Source organism: Nonomuraea sp. NPDC049504, assembly GCF_040676845.1.
GTDB classification, from domain to species: domain Bacteria; phylum Actinomycetota; class Actinomycetes; order Streptosporangiales; family Streptosporangiaceae; genus Nonomuraea; species Nonomuraea salmonea.
This window is the reverse complement of record NZ_JBFAPT010000010.1, coordinates 246,173-268,044: the sequence shown is the minus strand read 5'-3', so window position 1 is coordinate 268,044 and position 21,872 is coordinate 246,173. Positions and strand designations below refer to the sequence as shown.

The following is a 21,872-nucleotide window of genomic DNA, read 5'->3' as shown; positions in this document are numbered from 1 at the left end:
CCAGCTCTTCCATGCCCGCCCGCCCGTCCGCGTCCCTGGCCGCCCGGCTGCGGCCCGGCCGGCCCGCCTGGCTGTCGCCGTCGGTCGCGCGTACCGAGTTCCTGTCCGGCCTGGTCGTCGCGCTGGCGCTGATCCCTGAGGCGATCTCGTTCTCGATCATCGCCGGGGTGGACCCCAGCGTCGGCCTGTTCGCCTCGTTCACCATGGCCGTGGTGATCGCGTTCGTCGGCGGCCGGCCCGCGATGATCTCCGCGGCGACCGGCGCGATCGCGCTGGTGGTGGCGCCACTGGCCCGCGAGTACGGCTTCGGCCACCTGATCGGACCGTCATCCTGGGCGGGCTGATCCAGATCGTGCTGGGCGCGCTCGGCGTGGCCAAGCTGATGCGGTTCGTGCCGCGCAGCGTCATGGTCGGGTTCGTGAACGCGCTCGCCATCCTGATCTTCATGGCGCAGGTGCCGGAGCTGATCGACGTGCCGTGGGTCGTCTATCCGCTGGTGGGCGGGGCGCTGGTGCTGATGGTGCTGCTGCCGCGCCTGACCAGGGTGGTGCCGGCGCCGCTGATCTCGATCGTGGCGCTCACCGCGCTCACCGTCGGCGCGCACCTGGCGGTGCCGACGGTCGGCGACCGCGGGGCGCTGCCGGCCTCGCTGCCCGTGCCCGGCCTGCCCGACGTGCCGTTCACGTGGGACACGCTCACCCTCATCGCCCCGTACGCGCTGGGCTTCGCGCTGGTCGGGCTGATGGAGTCGCTGATGACGGCCAAGCTCGTGGACGACATCACCGACACCCGCTCCTCCAAGACGCGCGAGTCGATCGGCCAGGGCGTCGCGAACATCGTCACCGGCTTCTTCGGCGGCATGGGCGGCTGCGCCATGATCGGCCAGACGATGATCAACGTCAGGAACGGCGCCCGCACCCGGCTGTCCACCTTCACGGCCGGAGTCATGCTGATGGTGCTGTGCGTGGTGTTCGGGCCGCTGGTCTCGCAGATCCCGATGGCCGCGCTGGTGGCGGTGATGATCCTGGTGTCGTTCGGCACGTTCGACTGGCACTCGATCGCGCCCGCCACGCTCAGGCGGCTGCCGGTCGGCGAGACCACCGTCATGCTGGTCACGGTCGCCGTGGTGGTCGCCACGAGCAACCTGGCGATCGGCGTCGTCATCGGCTCGCTGACCGCGCTGATCATCTTCGCCCGCCGGGTCGCGCACCTCGCCGACGTCACCGCCTGCCTCGACCCCGACGGCGGGCAGGTCGTCTACGCGGTCACCGGAGAGCTGTTCTTCGCCTCCAGCAACGACCTGGTCTCGCGGTTCTCCTACGCCACCGACCCCGACGACGTGGTCATCGACCTGACCGACGCGCACATCTGGGACGCCTCATCGGTCGCCGCGCTGGACGCCGTCGAGGCCAAGTACGCCGCGCGCGGCAAGAGCGTGCGCATCGTGGGCCTCAACCGGCCGAGCGCCCGCATGCACGAGACCCTGTCAGGCGAGCTGTCCGGCAGCCACTGACCCAGCGGCGAACAGCGGGTTCGTGCCGCCGTCGGCCGTCATGGTCGCCATGATGACGACGCGGACGGCCGGGGGTCGATCGCTTTTCGCGGGCGGCGGCGCGTGGGATGCTCCGCTGGGACCGCCGAGCGGAGAGGGCCGGATCATGGCGCGCAGAGCACGGATCGTGGTCGTGGGAGCGGGGTTCGCCGGGCTGGCGGCCACGAAGGAGCTGGCGAGGACCGGGGCGCTGGTGACGGTCGTCGACCGCAACCCGTACGCGACCTTCCAGCCGCTGCTCTACCAGGTGGCCACGGCCGGGATGAGCACCGCCGACGTGTCGTACCCGATCCGCACGTTCGCCGCCCGATGGCCGAACGTGCGGGCGCGGCGGAGGCGCTGCACCGGCGCGGGGTGCGGCTGCGGCTCGGCTGCACGGTCGCGGCGGTGGAGCAGGACGCGGTGGTGCTGAGCGATGGCCGGCGGGTCCCGAGCGACCTGACCGTGTGGGCGCTGGGGGTGACCGCGCCTTCGCAGGTCGCCGACTGGGGGCTGCCGCAGGGCGCGGGCGGCCGGATCACGCTCACCGAGGCGCTGAACGTCCCGGGTCATCCGGAGATCTTCGTGGCCGGCGACCTGGCGGGCCAGCCGTCGCCGCAGCCGCAGCTCGCGCAGCCGGCGATCCAGATGGGCGCGCACGCGGGCCGCCAGATCGCCGCCGCCCTGCGGGGCGGCTCGGCGCGGCCGTTCGCCTACCGCGACCCCGGCATCATGGCGACGGTGGGCAAGGCCGAGGCCGTGCTGCAGTTGCCGAACGGGGTGAGCGTGCGCGGCCTGCCGGCCTGGCTGGTGTGGATCCTCATCCACGTCATGTACCTGCTCGGCGGCCGCAACCGGGCGAGCGTGCTGCTCAACTTCTTCTGGCGGTACGCCGGCCCGCGCCGCAGCGCGACCAGCGTCACCCAGTGACTCGTCGACCTGGACGCCACGCCGTCCGGGGCGCAGGGTGTGCGGCCTGATCAGTCCTTGCGCTTGTTCCGCTCGCTGCGGTAGGCGATGCCGATCGCGATCAGGATGGCGATGGCGGAGATGATCCAGACCGGTTCCATCGGGTTCCTCCCAACGCTGCGGATGGTGCGGCGCTCGCCCTACCCGGAGAGAGACACCCAAACGGATATGTGGGCATTGACGTGCATTGTCCTGATCTGACGGTTTCAACGCTCCCTTTCAGGAAAGAACCTTGCCCACTGACCGCTACCCCACCTGACCCCCGGGAGACCTCCATGCTCACACCCACCGCCCCCGTTCCCGCCGGCCCCCATGACGCGGCCGCGGGTGGAGGGGCGCGGGTGCTCTGCTCCGGCGACCCGTACGACCTGACGGGCACCGCGCACTCGTGGAGCGAGTTCGGCGAGGACGATCTGGGCACCCTCTACCGCTGCGACGTGTGCGGCGTGACCGACATCGCTCCCTGACCACGCGCCGCAAAAGGATTTGCGGACCGCGACCGGCATCGGGCAGCCTTGCCCCTCGTGAAAATGCACGCCGACCAACTGACGATCGAGGCCGGGACCGTACAGAAGCTGGTGGACGAGCAGTTCCCGCGGTGGCGCGGCCTGCCCGTCACCATGCTCGCCACCCAGGGCACGGTCAACGCCATCGCCCGCATCGGCGACCGCCTCGCCGCCCGCTTCCCGCTGCAGCCCGGCGACCCCGAGGCCGTGCGAAGCCGGCTGGAGGCGGAGGCGGGCGCGGCCCGCGAACTGGCCGCGGCCACCCGCTTCCCGGTGCCCGAGCCGGTCGCGCTGGGCGAGCCGGGCGCGGGCTACCCGCTCCCCTGGTCGGTGCAGACCTGGCTGCCGGGCACGGTGGCCACCGACGCCGACCCCGGCGAGTCGTCGGCGTTCGCCCGCGACCTGGCCGACCTCATCGGCGACATCCGCGCCATCGACACCCGCGGCCGCACGTTCTCCGGCCGGGGCAGGGGCGGCGACCTGCCCGCCCACGACGAGTGGATGGAGACCTGCTTCCGCAGCAGCGAGCACCTGATGGACGTCCCCCGCCTGCGCCGCGTCTGGGCGCACCTGCGCGAGCTGCCCCGCGAGTCCCCCGACGTGATGAACCACGGCGACCTCATCCCCGGCAACGTGCTCGTCGCGGACGGGCGGCTGGCCGGCGTGCTCGACACCGGCGGCCTCGGCGCCGCCGACCCCGCGCTCGACCTCGTCAGCGCCTGGCACCTGCTGGAGGCGGGGCCGCGCGAGGAGTTGCGGGCCGCGCTCGGCTGCGGCGACCTGGAGTGGGAGCGCGGCAAGGCGTGGGCGTTCCAGCAGGCGATGGGCACGGTCTGGTATTACGTCGACAGCAACCCGCCGATGAGCCTCATGGGGCGGCGCACCCTGGACCGCATCCTTGCAGAAACCGGATGATTTTCCGCCCGCCCGCCCTGGAGAATGCGGGCATGTCCCAGGCGAAGTTGCGTACCGACCGGATCGATCTCGTCCCGCTCGCCGACGAGCACCTCGAGCACGAGATCGAGCTCGACTCCGATCCCGAGGTGATGCGCTACCTCACCGGGCGCGCCCGCACCCGCGAGGAGGTCGAGGCGGCGCACCGGCTGCGGCTGGAGACCGCCGGCCGGGTCCCCGGGCTCGGATTCTGGGCGGGGTTCGTGGCCGGGGAGTTCGTCGGGTGGTGGATCTTGGAGCCGCCCGAGCGCGCCGACCAGGGCCCGGTCGAGGGGCAGGCCGAGCTGGGCTACCGGCTGCTGCGCCGCTTCTGGCGGCGGGGCCTCGCCGGCGAGGGGGCGCGCGAGCTGCTGCGGCACGGCTTCGAGGACCTCGGGCTCGACCGCGTCTTCGCCGAGACGATGGCGGTCAACGCCGCCTCCCGCGCCACGATGGCCTCCCTCGGCATGACGTACGTGCGCACGTTCCATCAGGACTGGGACGACCCGCTGCCCGGCAGCGAGCAGGGCGAGGTCGAGTACGCCATCACCCGCGACCGGTGGCTCTCCCACCGAGCCACCCACATCTGACCCACCCGGCCGGCGCCGCGGCCCACGCCTGAGCACCCCATCCACCGCGACCCACACCTGACCCACCGCATTTCAGGCCTGAGCACCCCACCCGCCGCCGACGACGCCTGACCGGCTCGCCCGCAGATGCTCGGCGTCCCCTACCCCGCCCTCATCCTGGCCAGCAGCGCCGGGCTCCAGTGCGTGCCGTAGACCTGCCGCAGCCGCTCCGACCGCCAGTCGGCGCCGGTGACCACCCCGCGGCACGACGGCGCCCCGCATCGGCACGCCATCGACCACTCCTCGACGCCGGTGTGCGTCGCGTAGTCGATGGTCAGCTCCTCCCCCGGCTCGATGTCGCGGCGGGCGGTGAGCGTGGTCGCGTCCTGGTGCCACAGGGCCGGGTCGCAGGAGTGGTTGCCGTACCGGACGGGGTGCGCGGGGTCGAGGAGCAGGTGGACGCCGTCCTCCACGGTGATGCTGCTGTAGGGCGGCGTGAGGGCGGCCAGCGTGTCGTCGTCGATGACCCGGCCGCCGAGCCGCATCACCACCTCGCCCCGGCGGATCCGCCCGACCGCGAACAGCCCGGTGCCCTCGATCGGCGAACGGCGCGGTTCGGCGGCGGGCGTCAGCCAGCTCTCGGCGTCGTATGTCACAGGGTGATCGTAAGGTGCTGGTGAGTACGTCCCGAGCGTACGCACCCGGCCGGGTCCTGCACCTGGCCGTCGCCTTTACATTGTAGATCACCAGGGAAGTATGCCGTCCTCCTCCTGGAAGGTGCCGGTGGGGCCGTCCTTGCCCATCATCGCCACGCGGGCGACGACCTGCGCGCTCACCTCGGCGGACCGGCCACCGGGGTGGTCCTTGGTCAGGTCCGTGTCGGTGTAGCCGGGCTCCACCGCGTTGAACGTGATGTCCGGCATCGTCTTCGCGTACTGCAGGGTGAGCATGGAGACGGCGGCCTTGCTGGAGCCGTACACGAGGGACGGCACGTGGAACGCGGGCCGCTCCGGGTCGGTGACGGCGTGGAACGAGCCGAGCGCGCTGGACAGGTTCACCACCACCGGGTGGTCCGACTTGCGCAGCAGCGGCAGCGCCGCCTGGGTCACGCGGATCACCCCGACGACGTTGGTGTCGAACACCAGCAGCGCCTCCGGCCCGGTGGGGCTCTCGAGCCCGAGGCCCGCGTTGTTGATGAGCACGTCCAGGCGGCCCTGCTCGGCCTCGACAGTCTTCATGGCCGCCGCCACGGAGGCGTCGTCGGTGACGTCCAGCCGGACGAACCGCGCGCCCAGCTCGGCGGCGGCGCGGCGGCCGCGCTCCTCGTCGCGGGCGGCGGCGTAGACGGTGTGGCCGGCCGCGACGAGGAGGCGGACGGTCTCGTAGCCGATGCCCTTGTTCGCACCGGTCACCAGGGTCACAGTCATGATCGATCCTCTCTTCGGTACGGGACGATCGTCCAGCGCCGGAGAGGGGTGGTGGCAGTGTCCCGGCGTTCCTGGGGGTGACAGGACCAGTCAGCGTCGGGCCCGACTGCATAGGCTCGATGCCATGACGGATGACGCGAACGTCCTGGGCTCCTACCTGCGCGCCCGCCGCGAGCAGGTCGCGCCGGAGACGGTCGGGCTGCCGAAGGCCGGCCTGCGGCGGGTGCCCGGGCTGCGGCGGGAGGAGGTGGCGATGCTGGCCGGCATCAGCGCCGACTACTACCTGCGGCTGGAGCAGGGCCGCGACCGCCACCCGTCGGAGCAGGTGCTGCGCTCGCTGGGCCGGGTGCTGCAGCTCGACGCCGCCGCCACCGACTACCTGCTCGGCCTCGGCGCCGCCCCGCCGCCGCGCCGCCGTCGCCGTCCGCGCCGCGAGGTCGTGCCCGAGGGCACCCGTACGCTGCTGGGGACGCTGCCGCTGCCCGCGTTCGTGGAAGGGCGCTGTTTCGACGTGCTCGCCGCCAACCGGCTGGCCGTGGCGCTCTCCCCCAGGCTGGCGCCGGGCGGCAACCGGCTGCGGGACCTCTTCCTGGACCCGGCCGAGCAGGCGCTGTACGGCGACTGGGAGCGGGCCGCCGCCGCGCTGGTGGCCGGGTTCCGGGCTTCGGTGGGCACCGACGTGGACGACCCGCGCGGCATCGAGCTGGTTGGCGAGCTGTCCCTGGCCAGCGAGCTGTTCCGGACGTTGTGGGCGCGCCACGACGTGGTCCGGTGGCGGAGCAGCCCGGTGGTCCTGCACCATCCGCAGGTCGGGGAGCTGCGGCTGCTCAGGGAGAAGCTGGCGCTCACGGGCGTCACGGGGCAGCTGCTGGTCATGTACCACGCCGAGCCCGGGACCGAGCACGCCGACAAGCTCGCCCTGCTGTCCTCGTACGCGCTCCCGGACGGCGAGCCGACCCGGATCGCGTCCCGCGCCGACGTCACCTCCTGAGCGGTCAGTTCTCCTGGCCGACGGGGACGAACTCGGGCTGGTCGAGGACGCGGAGCCAGCTGCCGTCGGGCTGACGGCGGACGACCTGGGCGCGGGCGCCCGCCCCGTCCCTGGGCGGGGTGGCGGTGAGCGCGATGTCGCCGCTGATCAGCGTGGGCAGCGGCGGCTCCTGCTCGAAGTGCGGCCGACCGGCCAGCACCTTCTCCCACAGCTCGAGGATCGCCTCCCGGCCCTTCGTCCGGCTGCCGGGCGGGTAGGCGAGAACGGCGTCCTCCTCATAGAGGGCGGCGACCCCGGCCGCGTCACCGGCGTTGGACCGCTCGACGAACAGGCGGGTGATGTCTTCCGGACGCATGGCCTTCTCGTACATATATGTCCTCGTTCAGTAGGATTTTCCGCTTTTCTTCAGCATGGCAGCGCGCACTTTCAGAAGTCCAACAGCTAGTTGTGATGGCAACTAGAATCAGCAGTCATGGAACTGCGCCAGCTCGAATACTTCGTCGCCGTCGCCGAAGAGCGGAACTTCACGCGTGCGGCCGAGCGGGTGCACATCAGCCAGTCCGGGGTCAGCGCCCAGATCAGGCAGCTCGAACGCGAGCTCGGCGCCGACCTCTTCGACCGCTCAGGGCGCACGGCCACGCTCACCGTCGCCGGCAAGGCCGCGCTCGAACACGCCCGCGCCACCCTCGCCGCGGCCGCCGCCGTCGGTCAGGCGGTGGGCGAGGTCACCCATCTCATCAAGGGCCGTCTCGTCGTCGGCATGGTGAACGGGTGCACGATCACGCCGCTGTTCGACACGCTCGCGGCCTTTCACCGAGCGCATCCCGGGGTGGAGATCTCACTGCTGGAGGGCAACTCGGATGCGCTCGCCGAAGCCATCCGCGCGGGGAGCATCGACCTCGCCCTCGTCGGCACCGCCGCCGCCACCGCTCCCGAGGGCCTGTCCGAGATGACGATCGTCAGCGAACGTCTCGTCGCCGCCGTGCCGCCCGCCCACCCCCTCGCCGAGCCGGGGCAGGTCACGCTGGCGGACGTGGCGGCGTACCCGATCGTGTGCATGCCGCCGGGGACCGGGCTGCGGCAGGCGTTCGACCGGGCATGCGCGGCGGGCGGGTGCCGGCCGGCGATCGCGTTCCAGGCCGGCGCCTCCGACGCCATCGCCGCCCTGGCCGAACGCGGGCTCGGCGTCGGCATCCTCAGCGAGTCCATGGCCGCGGCCTACCGCGACCGGCTCACCGCGCGGGTGATCGATGACGCACAGGAGATCGCCCGGCTCGCCCTGACCTGGAAGACGCCGTACGGACCCGCCGTACGCGCTTTCCTCACCCACGCCCGCCGTGCCTTCGCCCTCCCCGCCACCGCCTGACCCACCCTGCGGCATGGAAAGCTTTGCCCCCTGCTGGGGGATTTCGCAGGGCGCGGTCGCTAGCGTGGGAAGCGTCTCGCGCCGAGATGGCGCCTTCCGGGAAGCCGCATCGTCCATGTGCTCGTACGTCATGGAGGAGATCCCGATGTTCCCACGCCTGCTCGTAGCCGCCGCCGTCACCCTGTCCGCCCTGATCGGTCCGGCCTGGAACAGCACGGCCGGAGCCGCCACGGTGGCGCAGGACCCGGTCCCGCTGCCGCCCGTGCCCGGCGGCTCGGACGACCCGTACCTCGAACAGCCGCCCGACGCCGAGCACAACGACCGCCGGGGACAGCGCTAGGCGGTGGTGACGACGATCTTGCCGAACTGGGTGTTCGACTCCATGTGCTGATGTGCCTGCACGATCTGCTCCAGGGGGAACACCCGGTCCACCACCGGCCGGAACGCTCCGGCCCGCAGCCCTGAAGTGATGAACGCGGCCGCGCGGCGCAGCCGTTCCTGATCCTTGGCGACCTCGAGCATCGTGTACGTGCGCAGGTTGAGCGCCGGCATGCCCAGCTCGAACCCCGGGTACGGAGTCGGCTGCCCGCTCAGCGCACCCCACAGGAACAGGGTGCCGTCCGCCGCCACGGCCCGTGCCAGGTCCACGACGCCGGGACCGGCTACCGCGTCGAAGACGTACTCGGCGCCCTTGCCGCCGGTCAGCTCCAGCACGCGCGCGGTCACGTCCTCCTCGTCGGAGACGATGACCTCGGCGGCGCCCTCCTCGGCCAGTTGCCTGGCCTTGGCGCGGGTGCGGGTGACGGCGAACGGCCGCGCGCCCAGCCGGTCCGCGGTGTGGATGGCGGCCAGGCCGACGCTGCTCGACGCCGCGTTGATCACGGCCACGTCCCCCGCCCGCATGCGGGCGACCTCGGCCATCGCGCCGTACGCGGTCAGGTAGGGCATCCAGACGGCGGCGCCCGAAACCGCGTCCACCTGTTCGGGCCGTGGCACCAGGGAGGTCACGGGCACGACGGCCCGCTCGGCATAAACCCCATAGTCGTTCTGCGAGAAGTTGGGGATCACGCTGGCCCGCTCTCCCGGCTCGAACCCGGCCACCCCCGGACCGACCGCCTCGATCACACCCGCGGCCTCGTTACCGAGCCTGCCCGGCAGCCGCTTGACCGGCTCGATGTACTGCCCGCTGCGAAACAACGCCTCAGCCCGATTGACGCCGATCGCTTCGACCCGCACCCGCACCTCACCGACGCCCGGCTCCCCCGGCTCCTCATCCTCCAGTCGCATCACCTCGGGCCCGCCGAGCTCGTGAAAGCGCACTGTCCGTGCCATGCCATCCCCCATGTGTACGATCACCATCGAACATTCAAGGCCGATCGTATCCCCTGAACCCCACAGCCCTCACCCGCCACCCCGCGCCATAGCGATCGTTGCCTCGCTGCGCCGCCGTGGCTCATCCGCACCCGCACCCACGAACGGTCAGGCGCGGCGGGGGTTGCGGGGCTGGCTCATTTCGCGTCGAAGGACGCCCTGGCCTCCACGATGCCGGCCGCGTTCTCCTCGGCCCAGCCGGCCAGGTCGCGGACGATCTGCAGGAGGCTGGCCCCGCGCGGGGTCAGCGCGTAGTCGACTCGCGGCGGCTTGGTGGCGTGGACGGTCCGGGAGACCAGGCCGTCGCGTTCGAGCCCCTGCAGGGTGGCGCTGAGCATGCGCTTGGTGATGGGCTCGCTCAGCCGGCTCAGCTCGTTGAAGCGCCGCGTGCCGTCGCCCAGCTGGCAGATGACCACCACGGACCACTTGTCTCCGATGCGTTCGAGCACGTCCCGGATCAGGGCGCGGCGGGCCTGCTCGTCCAGCTCGATCTCGGCGATGGGTGGTGACATGGAAGCAGTATACGACGGATACCTGGTTCTGATGGCCTGGTGGTTCTCTCAGTGATACCAGGGCAGGTCAAAGTGCCTACTTGTGGCCGTACAAGGAGGAATGCGAGGGTGTCGGTGACGGACTAGGTATACGACAAGAACCACTAAGGAGCTGGGACTTTGCAAGCCATCGGCCTATATGAGTACGGCGGACCTGAAGTCCTGCGCGTCCTCGACCTGCCCGAGCCGCACGCCGGCCCCGGCGAGGTACGGGTACGCGTACACGCCGCCGCCGTGAACCCCTCCGACACGCTGCTGCGCGCCGGCGTCACCGCCCCGTTCCTCGAGGGGTCGCCGCCCCCGTGGGTGCCCGGCATGGACGTCGCCGGCGTGATCGACGAGATCGGCCCCGGCACGGACACCGACCTGACCGTGGGCGACGCGGTGATGGCGATGGTCATCCCGCTCGGTACGGCCGCCGGCGGCTACGCCGAGCAGGTCGTCCTGCCGGCCGCCCGGGTCGTCCGCGCTCCGGCCGGCCTCGATCACGTGGCGGCCGCGACGTTGCCCATGAACAGCCTCACCGCGCTCCTGGCGCGCGACCTGCTGGCGCTCGCCCCCGGCTCGGTGCTGGCGGTGACGGGAGCCGCCGGAATGCTCGGCGGCTACCTCGTGCAGCTCGCCAGGCACGCGGGGCTGACCGTGGTGGCCGACGCCGCGCCCAGCGACGAGGATCTCGTACGCTCGCTCGGCGCGCACGTGGTCGTGCCCAGAGGCGCCGAAGTCACCGGCCACGTCCTGGCCGCATTCCCTGACGGGGTGTCGGCGGTCGCGGACACGGCACTCATGGGTCCCGTGCTGCTGGACGCCGTACGCGACGGCGGCACCTACGCGCGTTTCCGCAGCCCGGGCGAGCCCGGATTCAAGAACGTCGAGAGCGTCCGCGACATCAGGATCGCCGCCGTGTTCGTCCCCGAGTACACGAACCGCCCGGACAAACTGCACGAAATCCTCCACCTGGCCGAGGCAGGCGTCCTGACCCCGCGCGTCGCCGCAACCCTGCCCGCCGCCGAGGCCCCCGAGGCCCACCGCCTGCTCGCGAAGGGCGGAACACGCGGCCGCCCGGTCCTGACCTTCTGACCACGCCGCAACCGGCCACGACAGCGACCGGCGGGGACCCCGGTCCCCCGGCCGGTCGCCCCGATCTCGCCACCGGCTCCCCCCAGCGTCCCGAACCCAATGGATTCTTCACTTGTTCACAAGGAGTCATCGTGTCCACACGTTTCACCGGCAAAGTCATCCTGATCACCGGCGCCACCTCCGGCATGGGCCGTGCCACTGCTGAGCGGCTGGCCGCCGAGGGCGCCAAGGTGGTGCTGGCCGCGCGGGGCAAGGAGGCCGGCGACGAGGTGGTCGCCGGCATCCGTGACGCGGGCGGCGAGGCGACGTTCGTCCGTGCCGACGTCACCGTCGAGAGCGAGGCGGCCGAGGTGGTCAGGCAGGCGGTCAGCCGGTACGGCCGGCTCGACGGCGCGTTCAACAACGTCGGCGCCGCCACCGCGATGGGCGAGCTCACCGGAATCGACGCCGGCGCCTGGCAGGCCGAGCTGGCCCTGAATCTCACCAGCGTCTTCTACGGCCTCAAGCACCAGATCCCGGCGCTGCGCGCGTCCGGGAGCGGCGGAGCCATCGTGAACAACGCCTCCGTCGCGGGCGCGAGCGGCCAGCCCGGCATGGCCGCCTACAGCGCCGCCAAGCACGGCGTGATCGGCCTCACCCGGTCGGCCGCGCTCGAGACGGCGACGGCGGGCATCCGCGTCAACGCCCTGGTCACCGGCGGCGTCGACACGCCTCTGACCCGCTCGAACCTGGGCCCGAGCCCTGAGGAGTCGCTGCGAGCGGCCGCCGCCATGCACCCGGTCGGCCGGATCGCCCAGCCGGAGGAGGTGGCAGCGCTGGCGGCGTTCCTCCTGAGCGACGAAGCCTCGTTCATCACCGGCGCCGCACTCGCGATCGACGGCGGCATGACCGCCCGCTGAACGGCCCCGGGTCACCGAACCGACACGCCAGGAACAACAGCCGGCCGGCCACCGGCGCACCACACAACACCCCCGGCTGACTCACCGGGCCAAGACACGGAACTCCCCCGCCGAATTCACCAGGGCAGGACGCAGAATTCGTTGCCGTCCGGGTCGGCGAGGACGGCCCACTCCGCGTCGCCCTGGCCGATGTCGATGCGGGTCGCGCCCAAGGCGAGCAGGCGCTCGATCTCCGCCTCCTGGTCTCCGCCGGCGGGTGGGGCGAGGTCGAAGTGGAGGCGGTTCTTGCCCTTCTTGGGGGCGAGGGGCGGGCCGCCCCAGGTGATCTTGGGGCCGCCGTGCGGGGAGCGGATCGCGGTCTCCTCGTCCTGGTCCCACACCAGCGGCCACTCCAGAGCCGCGCTCCAGAAGTAGCCGACCTTCTGGGAGCCGTCGCACGACAGCGCCCCGATGAAGCCGCACTCGGCCAGGAACTTGTTGCCGTACTCGATGACGCAGAACTCGTTGCCCTCGGGGTCGGCGAGCACCACGTGGCCCTCGTCGGGGCCCTGGCCGATGTCGATGTGCCGGCCGCCGAGCGCCAGCGCCCTGTCGACGGTGGCCTGCTGGGCGTCGGGGGAGGCGCTGGTGAGGTCGAAGTGGATCTGGTTCTGGCCGATCTTCTCCGCCTCGGTCGGCTGGAACCGGATGCGGAAGCCGGTGTCGTCGGGCGGCAGCAGCGCCACTCCGCCGCGCGGGTCGTCGGCGCTCTCCCAGCGCAGCACCCCGGCCCAGAAGCGGGCGAGGGCGGCGGGGTCGTGTGCGTCCCAGCTGAGTGCGACGAGCTGTGCCGTCATCCGGCGGCTCCCCTCTTGCAGGTTCGGGAACGGGCGGGCCGACGGCCTCCCGGCGCGGAACGCAGCCACCCTAGCCCGCGCGGCGACCGCCGCACCAACGATTAAAATCAGCCGCTCAGCAGGGGCAGCCACACCACGTCGACGATCTCGACGATCTTCTCGTACGGCACCGGCCGCATGGTCATGAACAGGTCGTGGCGCAGCAGATCGAGCGGCAGGTTGACGACGCGGGACGGGCGCGGCACGTCGGGCAGGTCGCCCCGGGCGACGGCGCGGCCCACGATCGTCTCGAACGGGGCGGGCCGGCCGGGTTCCAGGAGCGAGTCGCGCAGGCGCGACAGGCTGCTGCCGGTCTCGTGGAAGTAGCCGCCGAGCTGCACGCTCATCAGCGTGATCATGCCGCTCCTGTCGGCGTCGGCGTTGCGCAGGAACCCGATGGCGTCGTCGCGCAGGCTGCCGGTGTCGGGGATCTCGATCGGCCGCCAGTAGGTGGTGAGGGTGGCGAGCAGCAGGTCCTCGCGCTGGGGCCAGCGCCGGTAGAGGACGGGGCGGCTGGTGCCGGCGCGGGCGGCGACGGCCTCGTAGGTGAAGCCGTGGTAGCCGTGCTCGACCAGCACGTGCCAGGCGGCGTCGAGGATCGCCTCCTCCAGCCGGGCCCCCCGCCGCCGCGAACCGCTCTCAAGACTCACTTGTGTATCTTATCGCGCTGCCCTACGGTCTCCCTCGTTAGATACACACGCGTATCCTAAGGAGACGTCCTTGACGTTCGACGTCATCATCGTCGGCGGCGGTCCCGCCGGCCTCTTTCTCGCCGCCGAGCTGCGCCTGGCCGGGGCCAGGCCCCTCGTCCTGGAGCGGCGGCCGGAGCCCGACCAGGCCGACAAGGCGCACGGCCTGGCCGGGCAGGTCGTGCGGCTGCTGGACCATCGCGGCCTGCTCGACCGCTGCGGCAGCCCGGGGGCGCCGCGCCCGGCGCCGGGGTTCTTCTTCGGCGGCCTGCCGCTGCCGCTGCACCTGCTCGGCGCGGACAACCCGATGCACCTGCTGCCGATCAACCAGCGCGACCTGGAGCGGGTGCTCGCCGAGCGGGCGGGCGAGCTGGGCGCGGAGGTGTGGCGGGGCTGGGAGGTGCGCTCGTTCGCGCAGTACGGCGACCGGGTGGAGGTCGTGGCCCGCGGCCTGGACGGCACCGAGACCACGCTGGCGGCCCGCTACCTCGTGGGCTGCGACGGCAGCCGCAGCGCGATCCGCAAGCAGGCGGGCATCGCGTTCGCCGGCGGCGAGGACGAGCACACCGTCGACCGGTCCGCGCTGATCGGGCCGAGCGACCGCATCCGGTTCCTGCCGGGCGGGCGGGTGGCGATCGAGGGGCTGGGCGAGATCCCGGCGGCGTTCCACCGTACCGGCAGGGGCGTCTTCACGCTGCTCGGGCACGACCCGCAGCGGCCGCTGATCAACACGGCGGAGTGGGAGGAGCACCCGGACGGCGACCATCCCGGGCCCGGCACGCCGATGACGCTGGCCGAGATGGAGGCCAGCGTCGATCGGGTGCTCGGCGTGCGGCTGCCGCTGAGCCCGCCGCCGCCGGGCGCGCCCACGATGCTGCGCCGCATGTCCGGCCGCAGCTACCGGATCGCCGAGCGCTACCGCGACGGACGGGTCTTCCTCGCCGGCGACGCGGCGCACGTCAGCCACGGCCCGACCCTGAACCTCGCGCTCCAGGACGCGGCCAACCTGGCGTGGAAGCTCGCCGCCGTCGTACGCGGCAGCGCCGGGGACGGCCTGCTCGCGACGTACGAGAGCGAGCGGCGGGCCAGCGCCGAGCGCGTCATCATGCACACCAGGGCGGCGAGCGCGCTGCTGGCGCCCGGCGACGACATCACCGCGCTGCGCGCCCTGTTCGCCGAGCTGCTGACCGGCGCCGGCAACCTGCGGCTGGTGGCCGGCCTGGTGGCGGGCTCGGACGTCCGCTACGGCATGGGCGGCGACCAGCAGGCCGAGCCCACCGGCCGGTTCACGCCGCCGCTCGACGTGACCACCGCCGACGGCCGGACCGGGCGGCTGGCCGAGCTGCTGCGCGACGCCCGCCCGCTGCTGCTCGACCTGACCGGCGGCACCGCCCTGGCCGCCGTCGCCGAGCCCTGGACCGAGGTTCGCAGGGTCGCCGCGACGACCACGGGTTCCCCCGCGCCCGCCCTGTTGATCCGCCCCGACGGCTATGTGGCGTGGGCCGGTGACGACCCCGACGGGCTGAAGGCGGCGCTCATCCGCTGGTTCAGCCCGAGCTGACCGGCGCGGCCTGCTGCTCGGTGAAGTCCAGCTCGGGCGGCGGGACACGGAACAGCCGGGTCAGGTAGGCGAGATAGACGGCGCCGGCGGCCAGCCAGACCAGCCCGAGCGTGATGGCGTGGCCGTCGAGCTGCGTGAGCAGGTAGAGGTCGATGACCGCGCCGATCGCCGGCGCCACCGCGTACGCGAGCACGCCGAGCCGCCGCCCGGCCCGGCGCTCGCGGACGTAGTGGGCGATCACCGCCACGTTGACGAACACGAACGCGGTGAAGGCGCCGAAGTTGATGAACGACGTCGAGGTGGCCACGTCCATCCTGACCGCGATCAGGCCGACCAGGCCGGTGAGCAGGATGGAGAAGACGGGGGTGCGCAGGCGCGGGTGCAGGTAGCCGAAGATCCGGCGGGGCAGCACGGCGTCGCGGCCCATCGCGTACAGCAGGCGGGTGGTGCTGGCCTGGGCGGCCAGGCCCGAGGTGAACTGGGCCACCACCAGCCCGGCCAGGAAGACCGCGCCGAACAGGCTGCCGCCGATGGTCCGGGCGATCTCCGAGGCCGCCGCGGAGGAGTCGGCGAACGCGCCGCCCGGGTGGACGAGCTGGGTGACGTACGAGACGACGACGAAGATGCCGCCGCCGATGAGCGCGACCAGCAGGATCGCCCGCGGGATCGTGCGCCGCGGCTCCACGGTCTCCTCGGTGAGCGTGGTGACGGCGTCGAAGCCGAGGAAGGAGTACGCGGCGATGGCCGCGCCCGCGGCGACCGTGGACAGGCTCGCGCCCTGGCCGGTGAACGGCGTCAGCTCGAACAGCGCCCCGGGCCCGCTGCCGCTGATGAGGTGCCCGGCGGCGAGCAGCACGAAGAAGCCGAGCACGAGGATCTGGAAGATCATGAGCAGCGAGTTGGCCCGGTCGGCGACCTTGATGCCGGCCAGGTTGAGCCCGGTGGTGAGCACGACGAACGCGACGATCCACACCGGCACCGGCACGCCGGGAAACTGCGCCGCCAGGTAGGAGCCGCCGATCAGCCAGATGACCATGGGCAGGAAGAAGTAGTCGAGCAGCACGGCCCAGCCGACCAGGAACCCGGCGCGGGCGTCCACGGTGCGGCGGACGTAGGTGTAGGCCGAGCCGGCGACCGGGTAGGCGGCGGCCATCCGGCCGTAGCTGAGCGCGGTGAACAGCATCGCGACCAGCGCCAGCGCGTACGCCGACGGCGCCGCGCCCGCCGTGGTCTCGGCGACGACGCCGAAGATGCCGAGCACGATGAGCGGCGTCAGGTACGCCAGCCCGAACAGGACGACGGACCGCAGGCCGAGCGTACGCCGGAGCGTGGGGTGCGGGGTGGGTGGCATGGTCACTCCGGGGGTGCGCCGGCCGGCCTCCACCGGCCGGGGTCGATACGCCCCTGGTAGAGGGGCAGGTCGATGGGCCGGTCGGCGTCGGTGAACTGCGACCAGACGCGGTTGAGCCCGGCGGTTCCGTGGCGGCGGACGCGAGTGACGTCGTCGAGGTCGAGCACGTCGGTCAGCACGGTGGCCGCCTCCCCCGCCTCGGCCCTGACCCGGCCTTCCGGGTCCACCACGAGGCTGCGTCCCGTGCCGGTGGGGGCGGCGGTGTTGACGGAGACGACGTACACCTGATTGACGATCGCGTTGGCGCGGGCCAGCACGAGCTCCTGCGCGCGGTCCGCGGTGGTGGTCATCACCGGGTTGACGATCACCTCGGCGCCCATCCAGGCCAGGTGCCTGGCCACCTCGGGGAACCAGGCGTCGTAGCAGATGGACAGGCCGATGCGGCCGGCGCCCGGCAGGTCGCAGACGACGAAGCGGTCGCCCGGCAGGTACGGCTCGTACGGCCGCCAGGGGAAGACCTTGCGGTAGGAGGCCGTCAGCTCGCCCTCAGGGGAGAGCACCAGCGCGGTGTTGTGCAGCGCGCCGCCGTCGCCGCGTTCGCAGATCGTGCCGGGCAGCAGCCAGACGCCGAGGTCACCGGCCAGCTCGGCCAGCTGTCTGACCAGGGGGCCGTCGAGCGGCTGCGCCGTGGCGGCCAGCTCGGCGTCGCGTTCGGCCGGGCGTACCCGGCTGCCGAACAGGTGCAGCTCCGGAAATATCACCATCCGGGTGCCGGGAAAGCTCGCCAGGACGTCCTCCACGTGCTCGGCGAACCGCGACACGGGCGCGCCCGCGGGCAGCGGCTCGCTCTGTGCGAGCGCGACGGGGAGGGGCCTGGGCATCGTCCACCTGCCTTCTGACCAGCACGTCTGTGCGGCGATGCCCTAAAATAGCTCATATTGAGCTTTTAAAGCAACGTACGGTGGTGAACCATGGACGCCCTGACCGCGCTCAACTCGGAGGCCCTGGAGGGGCTGCGGCGGCTCACCGCGCTCGACACCGTGCGCGCCCGCATCGCCCTGGCCGTCGACCTCGGGCTGCTCAAGCCCGGCGAGCGCCTGCCCCCCACCACCGACGTCGCCCGCGCGCTGGACGTCGGGGAGATCACCGTGCGGCGCGCGCTCACCGCACTGTGCGAGGAAGGCGTCCTGGTACGCCGCCGCGGCCGTTCAGGCGGCACCATGGTCGCCGACGAGCCGGCCATCGGAACGGTGGCCGAGACCGCGGCCTACCGCACGGCCGCGGCCGAGGTGCACCGGCTCATCGACCAGCGCCTGCTGCTGGAGTGCGGCCTGACCCACCTGGCCGCGACCGCCGTCACCGCCGAGCGGCTGGCCGAACTGAAGTCCCTGGTCGCCGAGATGGACCACGCTGCGGGCTGGGCCGACTTCCACACCTGCGACGAACGCTTCCACCTCGCGCTCGCGGCGGCGTCCGGCGTGGAGTCGGCGACGGCGCACTACGGGCCTGTGCTGCGCCGCCTCTACCGCTACTACCTCCCTTATCCCCTGGACTACCTGCGCGAGTCGAACAAGGAGCACGCCGCGCTGGTGACGGCGCTGGAACGGGGCGACGCGGTGGAGGCGGTCCGCGTGGCCAGGGCCCACGTGGAGGTCCTGCACCACACGATGTTCGTCGGCCTGCTCCGCTGAGTCAGCGGCCTTCCTGAACCTCGACCCTGAGTACGCGGTCGTCGCCTGGGCGGGGGTCGGTGCCGCCCCAGGTCGCGCGGTCGGTGTTGGAGGTGACGAGCCACAGGGCGCCGTCGGGGGCGACCTCGACCGTGCGGATGCGGCCGTAGTCGCCGTGGAAGTGGGCGATGGGGTCGGAGGTGGCGGTGCCGGCGGTGACCGGGACCTGCCACAGGCGCCGGCCGCCGAGCGCGCCGATCCAGAGCGAGCCTTTCGCGTAGGCGACTCCCGAGGGGCTGGCGTCGTCGGGGTGGAGGGTGGCGATCGGGGGGACGCCGGTCGAGCCTTCCGTGCCCTCGGTCTCCGGCCAGCCGTAGTCGGCCCCCGCGCGCAGCACGTTCACCTCGTCCCAGGTGCGATGGCCCAGCTCGGAGGCGTACGCGGTGCCGTCGGGGCCGAACGCGATGCCCTGCACGTTGCGGTGGCCGCTGGAGTAGATGGGTGATCGGGCCGGGTTGTCCTCCGGGACGGAGCCGTCGAGTGCGATGCGGAGGATCTTGCCGTTGAGCGAGCCGGGGGTGGCGGCGTTCTCGGGCTCGAACGCGTCACCCGTCCCGATCCACAGGTGGCCGTCGGGGCCGATCACGAGGCGGCCGCCGTGGTGCCTGTCGGCGGTCTGGATGCCGTCGAGCAGCACCCGGTCCACGCTGAGCGCGTCGTAGCCGGCGGCGATGGTGAGGGCGACGACGCGGTTGGCGTCCTGACCCGAGACGGAGGCGTAGACGGTGCGGTCGGTGGCGAAGCTCGGTGAGGCGACGATGCCGAGCAGGCCGCCCTCCGAGCTGGCGTGCACGTCCGGCACGACGCCCACCTCGCGGGCCGCGCCGCCGGCGGCGGGGATGCGCAGGATGCGGCCGCTGATGCGCTCCGACACCAGCGCCGAGCCGTCGGGCAGGAACGTCAGGCCCCACGGCGCCTCCAGGCCGGTGACCAGCTCGGCCGGCTCGCCTAAGGTCGCCACCGGGCCCGCCGGTAAGGTCACCACCAGCCGGGACGGGTCCGCCACCGGCGCGGGTGCGGGCGCCGCCGAACAGGCCCCCGCCACCAGCACCGCGACCACGGCCGCTGTAACGGTGCGCGCGGTCATCGCTTCAGCTCCAGGGTTTCGGCGAAGCCGAGGCGGCGGACGAAGGCTTCGCGGGTGAGGTCGCTGAGGGCCATGACGTGGTCCACCCCGGCCCGTGCGGCGTCCACGACCGAGCGGAACGGGCGGCGGCCGGCGGGCAGGGCGAGGATGCGGCGGATCTCGTCGGCCACGTCCTGCGGGTCGGCGGTCGTGCCCGCCTCGAACAGCAGCTCGTGCGCCTCGTGGGTGCGCTCGACGAGCGGGTCCAGCTCGGCGTACTGGGCGGTCACCTGCCGGTCGCTGGCCTTGGAGGCGTTGGCGAAGTGGCCGGTGCCCCGGGTGATCGCGCCGGGCATGACGATCGAGGTCTCGATGCCGAACTGCGACACCTCGTACGACGTCACGACGGCCAGCGCGTCGAAGGCCGCCTTCGAGGCCACGTACGGGCCGAGGAACGGCGGGGTGGTGACGAGGCTGGTGCTGCTGACGTAGACGAGCGTCCCCGAGCGGCGCTCGCGCAGGTGCGGCAGCGCCGCGCGGTTGACCCGCTGCGCCCCGATCGTGTTGACGTCGAACAGGTGGGCGACGTCGTCGTCGGTGAACGCCTCGGCGTACCCGATGAACAGGTGACCGGCGTTGTGCACGACGACGTCCAGCTCGCCCGCCTCGTCCAGCACGGTGCGCACGGCGGCGTCGGCGGAGGTCTGCGAGGTGACGTCGAGGGCGACGACCCGCAGGTCGTGACCCCGGTCCCGGGCGCGCTTCGTCAGCTCCGCCACGGCGGTGGCGTCGCGGCCCTCGGGGTCGCGCATGGTGGCGTAGACGGTGTGGCCGGCCGCGGCCAGGGTCTCGGCGGTCAGGCGGCCGATGCCCGTGGACGATCCGGTGATGAGCACGACGGACATGGTGGGGGCTCCTTTCCGGCGGGCGGGGCTCAGGCGGCGCCGCCGTTGACGTAGAGGACCTGGCCGTTCATCCAGCGGCCCGGCCCGGCGAGGAAGGCGATCACCTCGGCGGCGTCGGCGGGCTCGCCGAGGCGGCCCATCGGGTTGAGCGAGGCGAGGCGGTCGATGGTCTCCTGGCTCTTGCCGGCGAAGAACAGCGGCGTGGCGGTCGGGCCGGGCGCGACGGCGTTGACGGTGATGTCGCGGCCGCGCAGCTCGCGGGCGAGGATGAGCGTCATCGCCTCGACGGCGCCCTTCGACGCGGCATACGCGCCGTAGGTCGGGGTCTGCAGGCGGGTGAGCGAGGAGGACAGGTTGATGATCGCGCCGCCGGCGCGCAGGCGGCGGGCGGCGAGCTGGTCCACCACGAACGTGCCGCGCACGTTGACGCGCTGGATGTGGTCGAAGGTGTCGAGCGGAGTCTCCGCGATGGGCGCGGTCGGCATGACGCCGGCGGCGTGGACGAGCACGTCGATGCCGCCGAACTCGCGCTCGGCGAGGTCGAACACCTCCGCCATCGCGTCCTCGTCGGCGACGTCGCCGGCTGCGACGACGGCCCGGCCGCCGGCGTCCCGCACGGCCTGGGCGGCCTGCTCGGCGCGGTCCTTGCCGCCCGCGTAGTGCACGACGACGGAGAAGCCGTCGGCGGCCAGGCGTTCTGCGCTCGCCCTGCCGATGCCGCCGGACGCGCCGGTGATGAGGGCGACTCGCTGGATCTTGTCGGACATGCTGGATGCCTTCCGCTACTATATGGACCGTTCGTTCATTTCAACCATAACAGCGAAATGAACATTCCGTCCATAAGTGAGGTGCCGATGTCCGAGAGCGCAGCCGTACGACGGGGACGGGGCCGCCGGCCCGCCGCCGAGGTGCGCGCCGCCGTACTGGAGGCGGCGGGGCGCATCCTGCTGCGCGACGGCATGCAGGCGGTCACGTTCGAGCGGGTCGCGGCCGAGGCCGGGTCCAGCAAGACGACCCTCTACAAGTGGTGGCCGTCGCCGGGGGCGCTGGCCGCCGAGGCGTACTTCACGCACAGCAGGGCGCTGCTCGACTTCCCCGACACCGGCGACATCCGCGCCGACCTGGTCACGCAGCTCGGCGCGTTCGTGCGGTGGCTGAAGGAGTCGGGCGCCGAGGGCCCGGTGTCGCAGCTCGTCGGGGCCGCCCAGCTCGACGCCGACCTCGCCCGCGCCTGGTCGCAGAGCTACGCCGTCCCCCGGCGCGATCTCGCCGCCGAGCGCCTGCGCATCGCCCAGCGCCAGGGCCAGCTGCGCGCGGACGCCGACCTGCACGTCATCGTCGACCAGCTCTGGGGCGCCTGTTACCACCGGCTGCTGGTGCTCAAGGTCGACTTCGACACCTCGATCGTCGAGCGCCTGGTGGACCACGCCCTCTACGGCGCGGCCCCGCGCGCGACGTGAAGGACCGCCCGCGGGGTGCGGGCGGTCCTTCCGAGGAACGGT

25 protein-coding genes and 1 pseudogene are annotated in these 21,872 nt (G+C 72.6%); 14 read left to right on the top strand and 12 right to left on the bottom strand.

From position 1 onward, the window contains the following. Positions 1 to 11 precede the first annotated feature (11 nt). From AB0K28_RS21200 to AB0K28_RS21175, 6 genes and pseudogenes are all read left to right on the top strand, one after another. Positions 12 to 1,513: pseudogene (locus AB0K28_RS21200) on the top strand (SulP family inorganic anion transporter). A 145-nt stretch (positions 1,514 to 1,658) separates the two neighbouring features. Then, on the top strand, positions 1,659 to 1,964 hold the full coding sequence (locus tag AB0K28_RS21195; RefSeq protein WP_345405750.1) for an FAD-dependent oxidoreductase: 306 nt from the start codon (positions 1,659 to 1,661) through the stop codon (positions 1,962 to 1,964). Beyond that, entirely contained in the window at positions 1,862 to 2,461 is a 600-nt protein-coding gene (locus AB0K28_RS21190; RefSeq protein WP_364372450.1) for an FAD-dependent oxidoreductase, read from the top strand. Before AB0K28_RS21195 ends, AB0K28_RS21190 begins: the two co-directional genes overlap by 103 nt. Before the next feature lie 314 nt (positions 2,462 to 2,775). Continuing rightward, a complete protein-coding gene (locus AB0K28_RS21185) occupies positions 2,776 to 2,967 on the top strand; it encodes a hypothetical protein (protein WP_364372447.1) in 192 nt (63 codons plus the stop codon). 63 nt (positions 2,968 to 3,030) lie between these two features. Beyond that, the gene (locus AB0K28_RS21180; protein WP_364372445.1) at positions 3,031 to 3,921 is read left to right on the top strand and encodes an aminoglycoside phosphotransferase family protein; all 891 of its coding nucleotides are present in this window, start codon (positions 3,031 to 3,033) and stop codon (positions 3,919 to 3,921) included. A gap of 32 nt (positions 3,922 to 3,953) precedes the next feature. Further along, on the top strand, positions 3,954 to 4,529 hold the full coding sequence (locus tag AB0K28_RS21175; protein ID WP_364372441.1) for a GNAT family N-acetyltransferase: 576 nt from the start codon (positions 3,954 to 3,956) through the stop codon (positions 4,527 to 4,529). Between the two features lie 140 nt (positions 4,530 to 4,669). Here the strand turns inward: AB0K28_RS21175 and AB0K28_RS21170 are convergent, their stop codons facing one another. Together AB0K28_RS21170 and AB0K28_RS21165 are read right to left on the bottom strand one after the other, a co-directional pair. Beyond that, a complete protein-coding gene (locus AB0K28_RS21170; RefSeq protein ID WP_364372438.1) occupies positions 4,670 to 5,164 on the bottom strand; it encodes an SET domain-containing protein-lysine N-methyltransferase in 495 nt (164 codons plus the stop codon). Positions 5,165 to 5,251: 87 nt separating this feature from the next. Continuing rightward, a complete protein-coding gene (locus tag AB0K28_RS21165; protein ID WP_364372435.1) occupies positions 5,252 to 5,935 on the bottom strand; it encodes an SDR family NAD(P)-dependent oxidoreductase in 684 nt (227 codons plus the stop codon). A gap of 124 nt (positions 5,936 to 6,059) precedes the next feature. Between AB0K28_RS21165 and AB0K28_RS21160 the strand changes: the two genes are divergently transcribed. After that, the gene (locus AB0K28_RS21160) at positions 6,060 to 6,926 is read left to right on the top strand and encodes a helix-turn-helix transcriptional regulator (protein WP_364372432.1); all 867 of its coding nucleotides are present in this window, start codon (positions 6,060 to 6,062) and stop codon (positions 6,924 to 6,926) included. 4 nt (positions 6,927 to 6,930) lie between these two features. On the opposite strand, the gene AB0K28_RS21155 is transcribed toward AB0K28_RS21160, so the two are convergent. Then, on the bottom strand, positions 6,931 to 7,281 hold the full coding sequence (locus AB0K28_RS21155) for a nuclear transport factor 2 family protein (protein WP_364372429.1): 351 nt from the start codon (positions 7,279 to 7,281) through the stop codon (positions 6,931 to 6,933). 117 nt (positions 7,282 to 7,398) lie between these two features. On the opposite strand from AB0K28_RS21155, the gene AB0K28_RS21150 reads away from it, so the two are divergent. After that, complete coding sequence (locus AB0K28_RS21150; RefSeq protein ID WP_364372426.1) at positions 7,399 to 8,292, top strand: LysR family transcriptional regulator; 894 nt, start codon at positions 7,399 to 7,401, stop codon at positions 8,290 to 8,292. 145 nt (positions 8,293 to 8,437) lie between these two features. Continuing rightward, a complete protein-coding gene (locus AB0K28_RS21145; protein WP_364372423.1) occupies positions 8,438 to 8,632 on the top strand; it encodes a hypothetical protein in 195 nt (64 codons plus the stop codon). Here the strand turns inward: AB0K28_RS21145 and AB0K28_RS21140 are convergent. Together AB0K28_RS21140 and AB0K28_RS21135 are read right to left on the bottom strand one after the other, a co-directional pair. Next, positions 8,629 to 9,624 (bottom strand): zinc-dependent alcohol dehydrogenase family protein, encoded by a 996-nt coding sequence (locus tag AB0K28_RS21140; RefSeq protein ID WP_364372420.1) that lies wholly within the window; start codon positions 9,622 to 9,624, stop codon positions 8,629 to 8,631. The two genes, AB0K28_RS21145 and AB0K28_RS21140, sit on opposite strands and share 4 nt — an antisense overlap. A gap of 176 nt (positions 9,625 to 9,800) precedes the next feature. Continuing rightward, the gene (locus AB0K28_RS21135; RefSeq protein ID WP_345405714.1) at positions 9,801 to 10,175 is read right to left on the bottom strand and encodes a helix-turn-helix domain-containing protein; all 375 of its coding nucleotides are present in this window, start codon (positions 10,173 to 10,175) and stop codon (positions 9,801 to 9,803) included. A 159-nt stretch (positions 10,176 to 10,334) separates the two neighbouring features. On the opposite strand from AB0K28_RS21135, the gene AB0K28_RS21130 reads away from it, so the two are divergent. Beyond that, the gene (locus AB0K28_RS21130) at positions 10,335 to 11,294 is read left to right on the top strand and encodes an NADP-dependent oxidoreductase (RefSeq protein WP_364372417.1); all 960 of its coding nucleotides are present in this window, start codon (positions 10,335 to 10,337) and stop codon (positions 11,292 to 11,294) included. 131 nt (positions 11,295 to 11,425) lie between these two features. Beyond that, on the top strand, positions 11,426 to 12,193 hold the full coding sequence (locus AB0K28_RS21125) for a glucose 1-dehydrogenase (RefSeq protein ID WP_345405708.1): 768 nt from the start codon (positions 11,426 to 11,428) through the stop codon (positions 12,191 to 12,193). 116 nt (positions 12,194 to 12,309) lie between these two features. On the opposite strand, the gene AB0K28_RS21120 is transcribed toward AB0K28_RS21125, so the two are convergent. Both AB0K28_RS21120 and AB0K28_RS21115 read right to left on the bottom strand, forming a co-directional pair. Continuing rightward, the gene (locus AB0K28_RS21120; RefSeq protein ID WP_364372414.1) at positions 12,310 to 13,029 is read right to left on the bottom strand and encodes a VOC family protein; all 720 of its coding nucleotides are present in this window, start codon (positions 13,027 to 13,029) and stop codon (positions 12,310 to 12,312) included. A 107-nt stretch (positions 13,030 to 13,136) separates the two neighbouring features. Then, the gene (locus AB0K28_RS21115) at positions 13,137 to 13,718 is read right to left on the bottom strand and encodes a TetR/AcrR family transcriptional regulator (protein ID WP_345405705.1); all 582 of its coding nucleotides are present in this window, start codon (positions 13,716 to 13,718) and stop codon (positions 13,137 to 13,139) included. Between the two features lie 70 nt (positions 13,719 to 13,788). Here AB0K28_RS21115 and AB0K28_RS21110 point away from each other — a divergent pair, with 70 nt between their 5' ends. Further along, positions 13,789 to 15,318 carry an FAD-dependent monooxygenase gene (locus AB0K28_RS21110; RefSeq protein ID WP_364372411.1) on the top strand — a complete coding sequence of 510 codons (1,530 nt, stop codon included), beginning with the start codon at positions 13,789 to 13,791 and terminating at the stop codon, positions 15,316 to 15,318. Here AB0K28_RS21110 and AB0K28_RS21105 read toward each other — a convergent pair. Then, complete coding sequence (locus AB0K28_RS21105; RefSeq protein WP_364372408.1) at positions 15,305 to 16,669, bottom strand: APC family permease; 1,365 nt, start codon at positions 16,667 to 16,669, stop codon at positions 15,305 to 15,307. The genes AB0K28_RS21110 and AB0K28_RS21105 overlap by 14 nt on opposite strands. A 2-nt stretch (positions 16,670 to 16,671) precedes the next feature. Further along, positions 16,672 to 17,550, bottom strand: a complete 879-nt coding sequence (locus AB0K28_RS21100; protein ID WP_364372405.1) for a carbon-nitrogen hydrolase family protein — start codon at positions 17,548 to 17,550, stop codon at positions 16,672 to 16,674. A gap of 90 nt (positions 17,551 to 17,640) precedes the next feature. Between AB0K28_RS21100 and AB0K28_RS21095 the strand changes: the two genes are divergently transcribed. Continuing rightward, positions 17,641 to 18,360, top strand: a complete 720-nt coding sequence (locus AB0K28_RS21095) for a GntR family transcriptional regulator (protein ID WP_345405699.1) — start codon at positions 17,641 to 17,643, stop codon at positions 18,358 to 18,360. Between the two features lies 1 nt (position 18,361). Here the strand turns inward: AB0K28_RS21095 and AB0K28_RS21090 are convergent, their stop codons facing one another. Genes AB0K28_RS21090 through AB0K28_RS21080 form a run of 3 tightly spaced genes read right to left on the bottom strand, consistent with a single transcriptional unit; the run spans position 18,362 to position 21,137 of the window. Then, positions 18,362 to 19,486: a PQQ-dependent sugar dehydrogenase gene (locus AB0K28_RS21090; RefSeq protein ID WP_364372401.1), complete on the bottom strand. Its 1,125-nt coding sequence runs from the start codon at positions 19,484 to 19,486 to the stop codon at positions 18,362 to 18,364. Continuing rightward, positions 19,483 to 20,370 carry an SDR family oxidoreductase gene (locus AB0K28_RS21085; protein ID WP_345405696.1) on the bottom strand — a complete coding sequence of 296 codons (888 nt, stop codon included), beginning with the start codon at positions 20,368 to 20,370 and terminating at the stop codon, positions 19,483 to 19,485. The genes AB0K28_RS21090 and AB0K28_RS21085 overlap by 4 nt, the downstream gene beginning before the upstream one ends. Before the next feature lie 29 nt (positions 20,371 to 20,399). After that, positions 20,400 to 21,137, bottom strand: coding sequence for an SDR family oxidoreductase (locus AB0K28_RS21080; RefSeq protein WP_364372398.1), 738 nt, complete (start codon positions 21,135 to 21,137; stop codon positions 20,400 to 20,402). A gap of 87 nt (positions 21,138 to 21,224) precedes the next feature. Here AB0K28_RS21080 and AB0K28_RS21075 point away from each other — a divergent pair, with 87 nt between their 5' ends. Then, on the top strand, positions 21,225 to 21,830 hold the full coding sequence (locus AB0K28_RS21075; protein ID WP_345405691.1) for a TetR/AcrR family transcriptional regulator C-terminal ligand-binding domain-containing protein: 606 nt from the start codon (positions 21,225 to 21,227) through the stop codon (positions 21,828 to 21,830). Positions 21,831 to 21,872: the final 42 nt, after the last annotated feature.

What these genes read in the sequence shown, in the direction of transcription:
- AB0K28_RS21195 (WP_345405750.1), top strand. Translation starts at nt 1,659, where the DNA reads ATGGCGCGCAGAGCACGGATCGTGGTCGTGGGAGCGGGGTTCGCCGGG.
- AB0K28_RS21190 (WP_364372450.1), top strand. Translation starts at nt 1,862, where the DNA reads ATGGCCGAACGTGCGGGCGCGGCGGAGGCGCTGCACCGGCGCGGGGTG.
- AB0K28_RS21185 (WP_364372447.1), top strand. Translation starts at nt 2,776, where the DNA reads ATGCTCACACCCACCGCCCCCGTTCCCGCCGGCCCCCATGACGCGGCC.
- AB0K28_RS21180 (WP_364372445.1), top strand. Translation starts at nt 3,031, where the DNA reads ATGCACGCCGACCAACTGACGATCGAGGCCGGGACCGTACAGAAGCTG.
- AB0K28_RS21175 (WP_364372441.1), top strand. Translation starts at nt 3,954, where the DNA reads ATGTCCCAGGCGAAGTTGCGTACCGACCGGATCGATCTCGTCCCGCTC.
- AB0K28_RS21165 (WP_364372435.1), bottom strand. Translation starts at nt 5,935, where the DNA reads ATGACTGTGACCCTGGTGACCGGTGCGAACAAGGGCATCGGCTACGAG.
- AB0K28_RS21160 (WP_364372432.1), top strand. Translation starts at nt 6,060, where the DNA reads ATGACGGATGACGCGAACGTCCTGGGCTCCTACCTGCGCGCCCGCCGC.
- AB0K28_RS21155 (WP_364372429.1), bottom strand. Translation starts at nt 7,281, where the DNA reads ATGCGTCCGGAAGACATCACCCGCCTGTTCGTCGAGCGGTCCAACGCC.
- AB0K28_RS21150 (WP_364372426.1), top strand. Translation starts at nt 7,399, where the DNA reads ATGGAACTGCGCCAGCTCGAATACTTCGTCGCCGTCGCCGAAGAGCGG.
- AB0K28_RS21145 (WP_364372423.1), top strand. Translation starts at nt 8,438, where the DNA reads ATGTTCCCACGCCTGCTCGTAGCCGCCGCCGTCACCCTGTCCGCCCTG.
- AB0K28_RS21140 (WP_364372420.1), bottom strand. Translation starts at nt 9,624, where the DNA reads ATGGCACGGACAGTGCGCTTTCACGAGCTCGGCGGGCCCGAGGTGATG.
- AB0K28_RS21135 (WP_345405714.1), bottom strand. Translation starts at nt 10,175, where the DNA reads ATGTCACCACCCATCGCCGAGATCGAGCTGGACGAGCAGGCCCGCCGC.
- AB0K28_RS21120 (WP_364372414.1), bottom strand. Translation starts at nt 13,029, where the DNA reads ATGACGGCACAGCTCGTCGCACTCAGCTGGGACGCACACGACCCCGCC.
- AB0K28_RS21105 (WP_364372408.1), bottom strand. Translation starts at nt 16,669, where the DNA reads ATGCCACCCACCCCGCACCCCACGCTCCGGCGTACGCTCGGCCTGCGG.
- AB0K28_RS21100 (WP_364372405.1), bottom strand. Translation starts at nt 17,550, where the DNA reads ATGCCCAGGCCCCTCCCCGTCGCGCTCGCACAGAGCGAGCCGCTGCCC.
- AB0K28_RS21095 (WP_345405699.1), top strand. Translation starts at nt 17,641, where the DNA reads ATGGACGCCCTGACCGCGCTCAACTCGGAGGCCCTGGAGGGGCTGCGG.
- AB0K28_RS21090 (WP_364372401.1), bottom strand. Translation starts at nt 19,486, where the DNA reads ATGACCGCGCGCACCGTTACAGCGGCCGTGGTCGCGGTGCTGGTGGCG.
- AB0K28_RS21085 (WP_345405696.1), bottom strand. Translation starts at nt 20,370, where the DNA reads ATGTCCGTCGTGCTCATCACCGGATCGTCCACGGGCATCGGCCGCCTG.
- AB0K28_RS21080 (WP_364372398.1), bottom strand. Translation starts at nt 21,137, where the DNA reads ATGTCCGACAAGATCCAGCGAGTCGCCCTCATCACCGGCGCGTCCGGC.
- AB0K28_RS21075 (WP_345405691.1), top strand. Translation starts at nt 21,225, where the DNA reads ATGTCCGAGAGCGCAGCCGTACGACGGGGACGGGGCCGCCGGCCCGCC.